General features: G+C 68.8%; 12 protein-coding genes. 6 read left to right on the forward strand and 6 right to left on the reverse strand.

Annotated elements, in window-relative coordinates; translation table 11 throughout:
* Positions 1-41 precede the first annotated feature (41 nt).
* From gcvP to gcvT, 3 genes are all read right to left on the reverse strand, one after another.
* A complete protein-coding gene (gene gcvP / locus FMP39_RS20885; protein ID WP_141592073.1) occupies positions 42-2957 on the reverse strand; it encodes an aminomethyl-transferring glycine dehydrogenase in 2916 nt (971 codons plus the stop codon).
* A gap of 78 nt (positions 2958-3035) precedes the next feature.
* Positions 3036-3425: a glycine cleavage system protein GcvH gene (gene gcvH, locus FMP39_RS20890; protein WP_090492958.1), complete on the reverse strand. Its 390-nt coding sequence runs from the start codon at positions 3423-3425 to the stop codon at positions 3036-3038.
* Between the two features lie 30 nt (positions 3426-3455).
* Complete coding sequence (gene gcvT / locus FMP39_RS20895) at positions 3456-4538, reverse strand: glycine cleavage system aminomethyltransferase GcvT (protein ID WP_141592074.1); 1083 nt, start codon at positions 4536-4538, stop codon at positions 3456-3458.
* A gap of 96 nt (positions 4539-4634) precedes the next feature.
* Here gcvT and metF point away from each other — a divergent pair, with 96 nt between their 5' ends.
* The 3 genes from metF to FMP39_RS20910 all read left to right on the forward strand — a co-directional run bounded on the left by metF (position 4635) and on the right by FMP39_RS20910 (position 6797).
* Positions 4635-5507 carry a methylenetetrahydrofolate reductase [NAD(P)H] gene (gene metF / locus FMP39_RS20900; protein WP_090492954.1) on the forward strand — a complete coding sequence of 291 codons (873 nt, stop codon included), beginning with the start codon at positions 4635-4637 and terminating at the stop codon, positions 5505-5507.
* Positions 5504-5926, forward strand: a complete 423-nt coding sequence (locus FMP39_RS20905; protein WP_011553094.1) for a hypothetical protein — start codon at positions 5504-5506, stop codon at positions 5924-5926. The genes metF and FMP39_RS20905 overlap by 4 nt, the downstream gene beginning before the upstream one ends.
* 259 nt (positions 5927-6185) lie before the next feature.
* Positions 6186-6797, forward strand: a complete 612-nt coding sequence (locus FMP39_RS20910) for a DUF2378 family protein (protein ID WP_228558186.1) — start codon at positions 6186-6188, stop codon at positions 6795-6797.
* On the opposite strand, the gene FMP39_RS20915 is transcribed toward FMP39_RS20910, so the two are convergent.
* Together FMP39_RS20915 and FMP39_RS20920 are read right to left on the reverse strand one after the other, a co-directional pair.
* A complete protein-coding gene (locus FMP39_RS20915; RefSeq protein WP_141592076.1) occupies positions 6794-8317 on the reverse strand; it encodes a sensor histidine kinase in 1524 nt (507 codons plus the stop codon). The two genes, FMP39_RS20910 and FMP39_RS20915, sit on opposite strands and share 4 nt — an antisense overlap.
* A 443-nt stretch (positions 8318-8760) precedes the next feature.
* Positions 8761-9711, reverse strand: a complete 951-nt coding sequence (locus FMP39_RS20920) for an ADP-ribosylglycohydrolase family protein (protein WP_141592077.1) — start codon at positions 9709-9711, stop codon at positions 8761-8763.
* Between the two features lie 183 nt (positions 9712-9894).
* Between FMP39_RS20920 and FMP39_RS20925 the strand changes: the two genes are divergently transcribed.
* Positions 9895-10704 carry a class I SAM-dependent methyltransferase gene (locus tag FMP39_RS20925; protein ID WP_141592078.1) on the forward strand — a complete coding sequence of 270 codons (810 nt, stop codon included), beginning with the start codon at positions 9895-9897 and terminating at the stop codon, positions 10702-10704.
* Here FMP39_RS20925 and folD read toward each other — a convergent pair.
* Entirely contained in the window at positions 10677-11543 is an 867-nt protein-coding gene (gene folD, locus FMP39_RS20930; protein ID WP_141592102.1) for a bifunctional methylenetetrahydrofolate dehydrogenase/methenyltetrahydrofolate cyclohydrolase FolD, read from the reverse strand. The genes FMP39_RS20925 and folD overlap by 28 nt on opposite strands.
* Before the next feature lie 53 nt (positions 11544-11596).
* Here folD and FMP39_RS20935 point away from each other — a divergent pair, with 53 nt between their 5' ends.
* Positions 11597-12418 (forward strand): TerB family tellurite resistance protein, encoded by an 822-nt coding sequence (locus FMP39_RS20935; RefSeq protein ID WP_141592079.1) that lies wholly within the window; start codon positions 11597-11599, stop codon positions 12416-12418.
* A gap of 51 nt (positions 12419-12469) precedes the next feature.
* Entirely contained in the window at positions 12470-13183 is a 714-nt protein-coding gene (locus tag FMP39_RS20940) for a Smr/MutS family protein (RefSeq protein ID WP_090492935.1), read from the forward strand.
* Positions 13184-13197 lie beyond the last annotated feature (14 nt).

A 13197-nucleotide genomic window follows, 5' to 3' on the forward strand; every position in this document is an offset into this window, starting at 1 on the left:
AAGGGAGACGGCCCAGGGCATCACCCGATGCGCGGGATGCGTCAGGCCGTGGCGGCCTTCGGCTCCGGCGACATGTAGTCCTCGATGGGCGGGCACGAGCAGACCAGCTTCCGGTCACCGAGCACGCTGTTGAGCCGGCCCACGGAGGGCCAGAACTTGTTGTCGCGGACCCACGGCGTGGGGAACACGGCCTGCTCGCGCGAGTAGGGACGGTTCCACTCCGGCGCGGCGACGACACGCGCGGTGTGCGGGGCGTGCTTGAGGACGTTGTTGTCCTTGGGCATGCGGCCCTCCTCGATGTCCCGAATCTCCTGACGGATGGCGATCATCGCGTCGCAGAAACGGTCCAGCTCCGCCTTGGACTCGCTCTCCGTCGGCTCAATCATGAGCGTGCCCGCCACCGGGAAGGACACGGTGGGCGCGTGGAAGCCGTAGTCCATGAGCCGCTTGGCCACGTCCTCCACCTCCACGCCCGCCGTCTTCTTGAGCGGGCGCAGGTCGACGATGCACTCGTGCGCCACCTTGCCGCGCTTGCCCCGGTACAGCACCGGGTAGTGGGCGTTGAGCCGCTCGGCGACGTAGTTGGCGTTGAGGATGGCCAGCTTGGTGGCCTGGGTGAGGCCCTCGCCGCCCATCATGGCGATGTACATCCAGGAGATGAGCAGGATGCTCGCGCTGCCCCACGGCGCCGCGGAGATGGCGCCAATGGCCTCCGCGCCGCCCGTCTGGATGACGGGGTGCCCCGGCAGGAACTTCACCAGGTGGCTGGCCACGCAGATGGGGCCCATGCCCGGGCCGCCGCCGCCGTGCGGGATGCAGAACGTCTTGTGCAGGTTGATGTGGCACACGTCCGCGCCCACCAACCCGGGCGAGGTGAGGCCCACCTGCGCGTTGAGGTTGGCGCCGTCCATGTACACCTGGCCGCCGCGCTCGTGGACGATGGCGCAGATTTCGCGAATCTCCTCCTCGAACACGCCGTGGGTGGACGGGTACGTCACCATCAGCGCGGCGAGCGCGTCCTTGTGCGCCTCCGCCTTCGCGCGCAGGTCATCCAGGTCGATGTTGCCGTTCTCATCGCACTTGGTGACGACGACCTTGTAGCCGGCCATCACCGCCGAAGCCGGGTTGGTGCCGTGCGCGGAGGACGGAATCAAGCACACGTCCCGGTGCCCCTGGCCGCGGCTCTGGTGGTACGCGCGGATGACGAGCAGGCCCGCGTACTCCCCCTGGCTTCCGGCGTTGGGCTGGAGCGAGCAACCCGCGAAGCCCGTCACCTGCGTGAGCATCTGCTCCAGCTGCTCGAAGATGACCTTGTAGCCGGCCGCCTGCGAGGTGGGCGCGAACGGGTGCAGCCGCCCGAACTGGGGCCACGTCACCGGAATCATCTCCGCGGTGGCGTTGAGCTTCATGGTGCAGCTGCCCAGCGGAATCATCGAGTGCGTGAGGGACAGGTCCTTCGCCTCGAGCCGCCGGATGTAGCGCAGCATCTCCGTCTCGGAGTGGTAGCTGTTGAAGACGGGGTGCGTGAGGTACGCGCTCGAGCGGCGCAGCACCTGCGACACGGCGCTCTCCACGCCGTCTCCCACCAGGTCCGCCAACACCGGCGCGGAGGACTTGCCGGTGCCGGTGGCGAAGGCCGCCAGGATGTCCTCCACGTCCGCGGGCCGCGTCGTCTCGTCCAGGGACACGCCCAGCGTCTTCTCGTCGATGCGGCGGAAGTTCATCCGCGCCGCCTCGGCGGCCCCCAGCACCGCGCGCACATGCGCGGCCGACAGCTCCACGCGCAGCGTGTCGAAGTACTGGTCGTGCTTCAGCTTGAGGCCCAGCTTCGCCAGCCCGCGCGCCAGCAGCACCGTCAGGCCGTGCACGCGCTCGGCGATGGCCTTCAGCCCGGAGGGGCCGTGGTAGACGGCGTACATGCTGGCGATGACGGCCAGCAGCACCTGCGCGGTGCAGATGTTGCTCGTCGCCTTCTCGCGGCGGATGTGCTGCTCACGCGTCTGGAGCGCCATGCGCAGCGCGCGGCGTCCCTGCGCGTCCTCGGACACGCCGATGATGCGGCCGGGCATGACGCGGGTGTACGCGTTCTTCGTGGCGAAGTAGCCCGCGTGCGGGCCGCCGTAGCCCATGGGCACGCCGAAGCGCTGGGCGCTGCCCACCGCCACGTCCGCGCCGAACTCACCCGGCGGCGTCAGCAGCGTCAGGCTGAGCAGGTCCGCGGCCACCACGAACAGGCCGCCCGCGGCGTGCACCTGCTCGCCGAAGGCCCGGTAGTCATGCACCGCGCCGTCGGTGGTCGGGTACTGCACCAGCGCGCCCACGAACTTCTTCGAGCTCAAGTCCACCGTGCGGTGGTCGCCCACCACCACCTCCACGCCCAGCGGCTGGGCGCGGGTGCGCACCACGTCCACCGTCTGCGGGTGGCAGCCGTCGGAGACGAAGAAGGCCGCGCCGGCCTCCTCGCCCTTCTGGTGCACGGCCAGGGCCAGGGCCATGGCCTCGGCGGCGGCGGTGCCTTCATCCAGCAGCGAGGCGTTGGCCACCTCCAGCCCCGTCAGGTCCATGACCAGCGTCTGGAAGTTGAGCAGCGCCTCCAGCCGGCCCTGCGCAATCTCCGCCTGGTAGGGCGTGTACTGGGTGTACCAGCCCGGATTCTGGAAGACGTTGCGGAGGATGACGTTCGGCGTGTGCGTGTCGTGGTAGCCCATGCCGATGAAGGACCGGAACACCTGGTTCTTCGCGGCGATGGCCTCCAAGGCCGCCAGCAGTTCGTGCTCGCCGCGCGCGGTCGCGAGCTTCAGCGGCTCCTTGGCGCGGATGGCGGGCGGGACGGCCTGGTCGATGAAGGCATCGAGCGAGTCCACGCCCAGCGCGGACAGCAGCTGCTTCAGCTCGGTGTCATCCGGACCATTGTGACGGCCGGCAAACGGCTCCTGGTACTTCCAGTTCAAGGACATGGCTTTGTGGCTCGCAGGCGAGTCGTGCGTCGAGAAGTCGAGGACCGTCCCTAACAACCAGTCCCCGGTCCTTCACTCTCAGCTGTTCTGGAGCAGGGCGGTGTACGCGGCGGCGTCCAGGAGTCCGTCCACCTGCTTGGGGTCCGAGGGCTCGATTTCCACAATCCAGCCCGCACCGTAGGGGTCGGTGTTCACGGTGGAGGGGTTGTCCGACAGCCCGTCGTTCACCTTCACCACCTTGCCCGTCAGCGGCGAGTACAGCTCCGACACCGCCTTGGTGGACTCGATGACGCCGAACTGCTTGCCCTCCGTCACAGTGGAGCCCACCTTGGGCAGCTCCACGTAGACCACGTCGCCCAGGGACTCCTGCGCGTGCTGCGTGACGCCCACCACCACCGAGGTGCCCTGGACGCGGGCCCACTCGTGCTCACGGGTGTACTTCAGGTCGCCGGGGATGTTGTCGGCCATGTCGTTGCTCCTGGTTGGAACGGGAATGCTTCAGGGCTTCTTGTAGAACGGGGTCTTCACCACCACGGCGGGCACCGCGCGGCCGCGGATGTCCACGTCGAAGGTGGAGCCCTCCGCGGACAGCTCGGTGGGCACGTAGCCGATGCCAATGGCCTTCTTCACGGTGGGGCCCATGGTGCCGCTGGTCACCTCCCCCACCGGCGCGCCGTCCTTGAGGATGGCGTAGCCGTGGCGCGGAATGCCGCCGCCGGTCAGCTCGAAGCCCACCAGCTTGCGCTTCACGCCCGCGGCCTTCTGCGCCGCCAGCGCTTCCTTGCCAATGAAGGCCGCCTTGTCGAGCTTGACGATCCACCCCAGCCCGGCCTCCAGCGCGGTGTGCTGGTCGTCGATGTCGTTGCCGTAGAGCGCGTACTTCATCTCCGTGCGGAGGCTGTCACGGGCGCCCAGGCCACACGGCTTCACGCCGTCCTGCTGGCCTTCGGTGAGCAGCGCGTCCCACAGGGCCACCGCGTCCCCGGCCGCGCTGTACAGCTCGAAGCCGTCCTCGCCGGTGTAGCCGGTGCGGGAGATGAGGCACTTCACCCCGGCGACCTCGCCCTCGGCGAAGCGGTAGGTGCCAATCTTCGACAGGTCCGTCTTCGTCAGGCGCTGGACCAGGCCGGTGGCCTTGGGGCCCTGCACGGCAATCTGCGCGTAGTCGTCGCTCCGGTCCACGGGGGCCACACCCTTGGCGTGCGCCTTCATCCACGCGACGTCCTTCTCGCGGTTGCTGGAGTTGACGCAGATGAGGATGCGCTCGGGGCTGAAGCGGTAGGCGACCACGTCGTCCACGAAGGTGCCCCGCTCGTCGAGCAAGCCCGCATACAGCGCCTGCCCGTCCGCGATGCGGGTCAGGTCGTTGGAAATGAGCGCGTTGACCGTGTCCAGGGCGCCGGGGCCGGAGAACTCCACCTCCCCCATGTGGGAGACGTCGAACAGGCCGACGCCGGTGCGCACGGCCTCATGCTCGCCGATGACGGAGCTGTACTGGACGGGCATGTCCCAGCCAGCGAAGTCGACCATCCGGGCCCCCAGCTTGCGGTGTGCCGCGTTGAGGGGCGTTTGCCGGGCCATCTTCATTCTCCTGGAGGGGTGTGGAAAACGGCGCGGACTATAGCCGCGAGACTTGCCCGATCAAGGACGACGCGGAGCGTCTACACTGGGGGCGACATGAAGATTCGTAATCGGTTGAATCCTTCCGACCCGTGCTTCTCCTTCGAGTTCTTCCCGCCCCGGACGGACGAGGGCGAGGCGAACCTGCTCAAGGCGCTGGAAGACCTGGCGACCCTGCAGCCGGGTTTCGTCTCCGTGACGGAAGGCGCGGGAGGCAGCACTCGGGCGAAGACGGTGGAGTTGGTGCTGCGCATCAAGCAGGAGGCGGGCATCGAGGCGATGGCGCACCTGACATGCGGGGGGCACTCCCCGGCGGAGCTGCGCACCGTGCTGGAGCGCCTGTCGGCCGCGAAGGTGGACAACATCCTGGTGCTGCGCGGAGACCCACCCAAGGGCCAGACGGTCTTCGAGCCCGCGCCCGGGGGTTTCCGCTACGCATCGGAGATGGTGCGATTCATCCGAGAAGAGGATTTCAACTTCTGCCTCGGGGGAGCGTGCTATCCGGAGGGCCACGTGGAGACGCCCTCCCGTGACGACGACCTGCGTCATCTCAAGGCCAAGGTGGATGCCGGCCTGGACTTCGTGGTGACGCAGCTCTTCTTCGACAACGCGTTCTACTTCGACTTCGTGGAGCGGGCGCGCCGCGCGGGCATCAACGTCCCCATCGTCCCCGGCATCATGCCCATCACCAACTACGAGCAGATCCAACGATTCACGCGCCTGTGCGGAGCCACCGTGCCCATGCGCCTGGCGTTGCAGCTCGAGCGGGTGAAGGACAACCCGGAGGCCATGGCCCAGCTCGGCGTGGCCCATGCGACGGTGCAGTGCATGGAGCTGCTGTCGCGCGGCGTGCCTGGCATCCACTTCTACACGCTCAACAAGTCCCCGGCGACGCGGATGATCGTGAGCGCACTGCGAGCCCGTTCATGAGTGGTCCTGGAATCCACCTGCCCCCAAGCGACCCGCGTAGCAAGGTCCTCAACATCATCCGTCCGCCCGCCTTCTTCCTGCTGTGCGTGGGCGTGCTGAACGTCATCTACAACATCGCCGGTTTCGTGCTGGCGGCGCTGAAGGTGACCTCGCCCTTCGTCCCTGCGGGCGCGGAGGCGTCCACGCTGGAGCTGTCACCCACGCTGGCGCTGATGCTGCTGGTGGGCATCCTCTGCGGGGTGCTGTCCGCCTGGGGCGCCATCAGCGCGCTCAACCTGAAGGGCTACGGACTGGCCACGGTGGGCGGCATCACCGCGCTCTACATCTTGTCTCCCGGCTGCGTCATTGGCGTCCCGGTGGCCGTGTGGATGCTCTTCACCTTGCGTCGCGACGGGGTTCGCGAAGCCTTCCAGGCCTGAGCGTTCAAAACGCGGCGGTTGGAGCGTCGGCCAACCGCCGTGAATTGATGTTCAGGCCACACCGCCCGCGGCCACGCCTCCTGGCATCTGGAGCCCGGCGTTCCCTCTGACGCAGCCCCCACTCTGTTCACCAATGGCGCTCCCCCTGCCCCGGGGTTGCAGCGGTGCGGGCTTTCACAGTTTCTCGGTTTCCCTCACTTTCGTAGCCACACAGGAGGGGCGCGCACGTCGAGTGCCGCCTCCCAGCGCAGGGGTGGCCATGATTGCGTTTGAGGTCGAGCGGGGAACGCCTGAACCTTTGACGGAGCTGGCTCGGCGGCTGAGCCGCGCGGAGGAGAAGGACCGCGCCCGGGGCATGTTCTTCCTGGGGGCGCTGGACGTGGTCCGGAAGGAGGCGGGGGAAGCCGCCGCGGCGCGGTGCCTGGCGGCCTCGCGCGAGCGCGCCTTCGTGCCCTTCTTCCTTTACCCCATCACCAGCTTCCTGCGCCTGTCCTTCAGCGCCGCGGGGTTGCTGGCGCCGCGGCTGGGCGGCTTCGAGGCGGCCATGCGGACCATTGGCGCCCGGTCCGCGCAGGACTTCCTGAGCACCGTGGTGGGGCGCAGCTTCCTGGCACTGTCCGGTGGCTGCCCGCGCCGGCTCGTCAGCAACCTGCCGTCCGGCTACAGCACCGCCGTCAGCTACGGCGAGCGGGACGTGGAGTGGATGGGCGAGCGCCAGGGCCGACTCACCATGTTCCGCGACTTCATGCCGCACAGCTACCACGAGGGCGTGCTCCGCGCGGCGCTGGCCGCCATTGGCGCCCGCGACACGCACATCCGCGGGCGTGCCATGGGCCTGCTGGATGGCGAGTACGAGGTGTCCTGGAGCTAGAGGGCGACCTCGGCGGCGGGGCAACCCGCCGGGAGGCAGAGGGTGAAGACGCTGCCCTCCCCTTCCCGGCTCTCCACTCGCAGGGTGCCGCCGTGCTGCCGCACCGTGCTGGCCACCACCGACAGTCCCAGGCCCGTACCCGCGGGCTTCGTCGTGAAGAGCGGCTCGAAGATGCGCTCCTGCATCGCCTCCGGGATGCCCATGCCGTTGTCGGACACGCGGATGATGAAGGCGCTGCCATTGCCGCCTTCCGCGAACACGTCCACCCGGCCCAGACGGCCCGCCGGCATGGCCTCCACCGCGTTCTGCACCAGGTTGATGAGCACCTTGCGAAGCAGCTCCCGGTCCACCCAGGGCGACTCCAGCGAGAGAGGGACGCTGTTCTGGATGCGCACGCCTTCGCGGCCCGGCACCACGTCCAGCACCTCCTCCATCAACGCGTGCAGAGAACAGGGCCGCAGCTCCAGCGGACGCTCGCGGGCGAAGTCCAGCAGCTCGGAGGAGATGCGTGAACACACCGCCAGCTCGCGCTCGATGATTTCCAGGAAGCGCTGGAGCCGCTGGTCCGCCAGCGTCACGTCCAGCTTGCGCAGGTGACGGACGACCACGGCGTTGGCGGTGCGGGCCGCGGCCAGCGGGTTGCGCAGCTCGTGGCTCACCGTCGCCGTCATCCGCCCCACCGCCGCCAGCTTCTCCACCCGCGCGGCCTGCTCGCGGTAGGAGCTCATCTCCCGGCGCACGCGTGCCAGCGCGTGCTCATGGTCCACGCGCTCGTTCGCGTACGCGCCCTCCAGCAACACCTGCTGCACCGCCACGCGCCGCATCTCGCCCAGCGTCTCGCGGCACGCAATCACCAGCACCCCGTTGACGAACACCATCCAGAAGGAGTGCTCCAGGAAGCGCCACCACGCGGGATTCGACACGCCGAAGATGGACTCCGGCCACCAGATGCCGCGCAGGCAGTGCTCCAGCACCGCCGTGACGGTGGCGGTCGCCATCACCGCCGGGTCCCGGTAGAAGGCCAGGAAGGCCAGCGAGCCGAACACATAGAAGTGCGTTTCGATGCGTCCGCCCGTCAGGTGGATGAAGAGCGCGGCCCAGAGCATCTGCGCTACCGCCACCACGTGCCGCGTGACAACGTCCCCGGCCCGCAGCCGCACCAGCACCAGCGGGAAGGCGGACAGCAGGCCCCCCAGCACCACCGCCACGTGCAGATGGGGATGCACCACCCGCGACGTCCCCTGCCAGGCGAAGGGCGACAGCACCGCCGCCACCGCGATGGCGACCAGCCACTGCCCCACCATCAGCCCGGCGAAGCGAGAGTCCACCCGCCGTCGCACGGCCTCCAGGTGCTCGCCGAGCAGTGCTTCCACCCGCACCTCCAGCGCGTCGACCCCACGTGTGAGCACCATGTTGCCGGAAGTCTCCGTTGACACGGTACCCTCCGTCCGCACGTTCTCCCCGCGTGTATGGCCGAATCGCCCCCGAAGCACAGGCGCGCCCACATCCTGGTCAATCATTGCGTGACTCACCCCGGCCATACCGGCCCCCCCGGATGAGTCGCCATCCTATCCCCTTACACACTCCTGGCAATCCAAACTTGTCGGAATAAGCAGACTGTTCCAACAGAAACATGCAACTTGCCCTCGGGGCTCGTTGATGACGGTGTGAAACACGCCGTCACCCGCTCGTTCAATCGACAGGGATTGAACAAGCGTCGAACAACCGAGGCGTGTGTCAGGGGGTGGGCATGGTGTCCATCATCCGCCGTCCCGGAGGGGCCAGCGACTCGCGCATGGGCGGACGTGGGCGAACGTGGGCGGGCCAGCGTCCGGCCCCCGCGTCTCCGAGGTCGGCGCGGCGCTCACACAGACCTGGTCGCTGCCCGGCACGACACTCCCGAAACGCGCGGGCCCGCACAGGGTCAACGTCAGCACCTGTGAGGGGCGACACCGAGTCAACCTCACCTCACGGCGCACTTGAGCAGCTTCTGCAACATGGGATGTAACAACTCGCCCCCGCGCAACGACTCACGCCAACGCGCGGGGATGCCATTCACGCCGTGGATGAGCCCGGCGATACCTCCCGCCACCGCCGCGGTGGTGTCGGTATCCCGGCCCAGGCGCACCGCGGCCTTCACCACCTGCGCGTAGGTGTCGTGCTCGACCACGCACTGGCGCGCGGAGCGGAGGCAATCCACCACGTAGCCCGTGCCCGTGCCTCGAAGCTCCTCCCAGCCCGGCGGCAGGACATGCGTGTCCAGTTCAGTGCGAGCCTCGAAGCCTTCGGGATACAGATTGCGGAACGTCTCCACCGCGTCCGTCCATGCCTCCAAAGCACGCGCGCCCTGGAGGATGCGGCGGGCCCACAAGCAATACAGCGCACAGCACACCTGGGAGCGCATGTGTCCATGCGTGACGCGAGATTGAGTCATCGCGTCCGAGGCGAGCTTCGCGTCATTGCCTGAATGCCAGAGCGCCAATGGCAGCACGCGCATCAACGAGCCATTGCCGTTGTCGCGTTCGCCCTTGGGGCCGGCCATCAGCGCGGGCGTCCCTGCGTGGACCAGGGCCAGGGCCGTGCGTGTCTGGATGCCCACGTCGAACACCTGGCCATCCACCGCGAGGTAGCCCCACTCCAGCCAGTTCACCAGGCGGCGGCCCAGGTCTTCCGGGTCCAATCGCCCCTGGTAGAGCAACGAGTCCAGCAAACACAGCGCATGCGCGCCATCGTCGGACCAGGTCCCCGGCGGAACCCCGTCATGCGCGCGCTGGAAGCCCTCGGGCGGCTGGAAGTCGATGTCCTCGGGCGGCGGAATCCGCGCGGGTGCGTGGAACTCGTAGGGCACGCCCAGGGCATCCCCCACCAGCAATCCGTAGATTCCCCCGGCAAGCTGCTCCTCGCGACTCGGCATGGTGTTGCCTCCCCCACGGTGACGCGAAGCACGCTAGGACAACGCCCGAGCGCGCGTACAGCGGACGCACGCCGCTGAACGCTGGGGGCCCTGGCGGTCGCAACAAAATTGCGCCTTCAGGCCCCGCCATGCAGGCTTCCACGGGAACCGGGCCATGCCGAGCCCCCACGTCCAGGAGCCCCCATGTCCGCAGTCTCACACCTTGCCCAACCCGAGGCCTGGAACCTGGTGGCGCCGGAGTACGTGCGCGAGCTGATGCCCACGTTCGAGACGTTCTCCAGGGATGCCCTGCTCCGGGCCGGCGTGGCGCGAGGGACGCGTGTCGTGGACGTCGCCACGGGGCCCGGCACGCTCGCGCTGCTCGCCGCGCGCGAAGGCGCCCGCGTCACAGCGGTGGATTTCTCCCCGGAGATGATCGCCGCCCTGCGCGCCCGGACCGCGGAGGCGAAGCTCGACATCGACATCCTGGAGGGTGACGGCATGGCGCTGCCCTTCGAGGCGAATGCGTTCGACGCCGCCTTCTCCATGTTCGGCCTGATGTTCTTCCCGGACCGGGCACGTGGCTTCCAGGAGCTTCACCGGGTACTGAGGCCGGGCGGCCGGGCCGTCGTGTCCAGTTGGACGCCCTTCGAGCGCTCGAAAGAGCTGCGCGCCGTGTACACGCGCCTCTGGGAGCAGATGGGCGCGAAGCCATCGCAGCCGGGCGCCATCCCCCTGTCCGACCCCGACACCTGTCAGCGGGAGATGTCCAGCGCGGGCTTCACCCACGTTACGGTGAACGAGGTGGAAGGCTCCATCGACTACCCGTCCACGGCGGCCATGGTGGATGCCACCACCCGCTCCAGCGCGCCCGTCGTGCTGGCACGCAGGGCGCTGGGCGCGCAGTGGGAGCCGCTGCTCTGGTCCATGCACGAGTACGCGCAGGCGGAGCTGGGACCGGGGCCCCAGCGCGTCACCCTCACGGCCTACCTGATGACAGGCACCAGGCCGTAGCGGACGGCCGCGTCGAGCGTGTTGCGCATCAGCATGGCGATGGTCATGGGCCCCACGCCACCGGGCACGGGGGTGATGAACGACGCGCGCTCGGCGGCGGCCGCGAACTCCACGTCGCCCACGAGCTTGCCGTCCGGCTTGCGATTCATCCCCACATCAATCACCACTGCGCCGGGCTTGATCCACGCGCCCTTCACCAGCTCGGCCGCCCCCACCGCCACCACCAGGATGTCCGCGCCCTCCACTTCCCGGCGCAGGTCGCTCTTGCTGTGGCAGATGGTCACCGTGGCGTTCTTCTGGAGCAGCATCAGCGCCATGGGCTTGCCCACGATGTTGCTGCGCCCCACCACCACCGCCCGCTTGCCCGCGGGGTCGCAACCAATCTCCTCCAGCAGCCGCATCACCCCGTAGGGCGTACACGCCCGGGTGGTGGACCGGCCCAGCAGCAGGTTGCCGGCGTTGAGCGGGTGGAAGCCGTCCACGTCCTTCTCTGGCTTCACGGCGGAGATGATGACGTCCGGGTCGATGTGCCTGGGCAACGGCAGCTGTACCAGGATGCCGTGCACCGCCGGGTCCGCGTTGAGCTGGTGGATGACCTCCAGCAGCGCCTCCTGGGTGATGCCCTCGTCCGGGTGGAGCTCCCAGGAGCGGAAGCCCACCTCCTCCGCGGCTTTCTTCTTCCCATTGACGTACACCTTGGAGGCAGGGTCCTCCCCCACGCGCACCACGGCCAGCCCCGGCGTCAGACCCTGCTCGAGCTTGAGCCGGTCGACCGCCGCCTTGACCTCCGCTCGCACGCGCGCCGCAACTGCCTTGCCATCAATCAACTGGGCGTTCACCCGTGCCACTCTATGCGAAACTCCCCCGCCGGAAAGGGAGCGGAACGTCGGCCATGGGCGCAGGAACAGTTCTGGGAGCAATGCTGGGGTTGATGGCGGGGCTGCTCGTGGGCAGCCCCTGGGCCATTGTCCTGCTGCTCATCGCGGGCGGCTTCGCGGGGCGCTACTACGACGCCCAGAACGCCCTACCGCCCGAGGACCCGGAGGCGCTGTCCGGCTTCTCCCACGCCCCCTACGCGTCCATCCATGACGCCACGTCGGAGGCGGCGCTCGTGCCTCGCCAGGAGGAACCCTACGAGCAGTTCGCCAGTGACTTGTGCGCCGTGTTCGTCGAGGTGGCCCACGCGGATGGCGAGGTCCGCCGCGACGAAGTGCGCGTGGTGCGGCGCTACTTCCAGACGACCCTGGGCTACGGACCAGAGGCGCTGGAGGTGGTCCGGAGCCACCTCAAGGTCTTCCTGGCCCACCCGCCCGACCTGGACGCGGCCGTCAGCGCCTGCCATGCCCAGCTCCCCTCGGCCGAGCGGCACCGGCTGCTGGACACGCTCTACGAGCTGGCGCTGGCTGACGGAGGAATGCAGCGTTCCGAACGGGAGGTCCTGCGCCGCGTCGCCGAGGGCCTGGGCATCTCCGAGGCGGACGAGCAGGCCATCATCGCCCTGCACCTGGGCGCCGGGGATGAACACTACGCCGCGCTGGGCCTGACGCCGGACGCCACCGACGTCGAGGTGAAGCGAGCCTTCCGGCTGCTCGCCGCGGAGCACCACCCCGACAAATCCGCCCACCTCGGCCGTCAGGCCGCCGAGCAGGCCGCCCGTCGCTTCCAGCAGATTCGCGACGCCTACGAAGAGATTCGGCGCCTGCGCGGGCTGTAGCGCCGGATTACATCGCTCACAGTCGCCCACGACGAGGACGCACTTTCCGCCATGAGTCAGCAGCGCAACGGCCCCAAGAAGAAGGAAGCGGCTTTCAGCAACAACCCCTTCAAGTCCGCCATCCAGGTGTTGAAGGACCAGGAGAAGAAGGAGGCGCAGGAGAAGGCCGCGGCGGAGGTCGCGAAGCGCAAGGCCGCGGCGCCCCCGCCCCGGGCCACGAAGGCGCCCAAGGTCCGCGAGGAGGATGATGCCTCCCTCTTCTTCTCCGCCATGGACGGCGTGCAGCAGCTCACCAACCGGGGCGAAGCGCCCGCGCCCAACCCGCGCCTGCCGGCCATCATCGATGAAAACGCGGAGGCGCTCGCGCAGCTCTCCGAGCTGGTCGCCGGCCAGGGCGACTTCGACTTCACCGGCACGGATGAGTACATCGAAGGCGCGAGCCCCGGCATCGACCGGAACCTGCTGCGCGCGCTGCGCCGGGGCGACTTCGCCATCCAGGGACAACTGGACCTGCACGGGAAGACACAGAACGAGGCGCGCGACGCGCTGGAACGCTTCCTGGGTGACAGCCGCCGCGCGAAGAAGCGCTGCGTGCTCGTCGTGCACGGTCGCGGTTTGAACTCCAAGGACCAGATTCCCGTGCTGAAGGAGCGGCTCAAGGGCTGGCTGTCCGAGAAGCGGATTGGCCGGATGGTGCTGGCGTTCGCCAGCGCACGGCCTCAGGACGGGGGCACCGGCGCGGTGTACGTGCTGCTCCGGCGGTAGTCTTTACGCGCGCC

It is taken from the genome of Myxococcus sp. AB056 (assembly GCF_006547365.1).
Taxonomy (GTDB): domain Bacteria; phylum Myxococcota; class Myxococcia; order Myxococcales; family Myxococcaceae; genus Myxococcus; species Myxococcus virescens.

What these genes read in the sequence shown, in the direction of transcription:
- FMP39_RS20935 (WP_141592079.1), top strand. Translation starts at nt 11,597, where the DNA reads ATGGGCGCAGGAACAGTTCTGGGAGCAATGCTGGGGTTGATGGCGGGG.
- FMP39_RS20920 (WP_141592077.1), bottom strand. Translation starts at nt 9,711, where the DNA reads ATGCCGAGTCGCGAGGAGCAGCTTGCCGGGGGAATCTACGGATTGCTG.
- gcvT (WP_141592074.1), bottom strand. Translation starts at nt 4,538, where the DNA reads ATGGCCCGGCAAACGCCCCTCAACGCGGCACACCGCAAGCTGGGGGCC.
- FMP39_RS20940 (WP_090492935.1), top strand. Translation starts at nt 12,470, where the DNA reads ATGAGTCAGCAGCGCAACGGCCCCAAGAAGAAGGAAGCGGCTTTCAGC.
- gcvP (WP_141592073.1), bottom strand. Translation starts at nt 2,957, where the DNA reads ATGTCCTTGAACTGGAAGTACCAGGAGCCGTTTGCCGGCCGTCACAAT.
- FMP39_RS20910 (WP_228558186.1), top strand. Translation starts at nt 6,186, where the DNA reads ATGATTGCGTTTGAGGTCGAGCGGGGAACGCCTGAACCTTTGACGGAG.
- FMP39_RS20915 (WP_141592076.1), bottom strand. Translation starts at nt 8,317, where the DNA reads ATGATTGACCAGGATGTGGGCGCGCCTGTGCTTCGGGGGCGATTCGGC.
- metF (WP_090492954.1), top strand. Translation starts at nt 4,635, where the DNA reads ATGAAGATTCGTAATCGGTTGAATCCTTCCGACCCGTGCTTCTCCTTC.
- FMP39_RS20925 (WP_141592078.1), top strand. Translation starts at nt 9,895, where the DNA reads ATGTCCGCAGTCTCACACCTTGCCCAACCCGAGGCCTGGAACCTGGTG.
- FMP39_RS20905 (WP_011553094.1), top strand. Translation starts at nt 5,504, where the DNA reads ATGAGTGGTCCTGGAATCCACCTGCCCCCAAGCGACCCGCGTAGCAAG.
- gcvH (WP_090492958.1), bottom strand. Translation starts at nt 3,425, where the DNA reads ATGGCCGACAACATCCCCGGCGACCTGAAGTACACCCGTGAGCACGAG.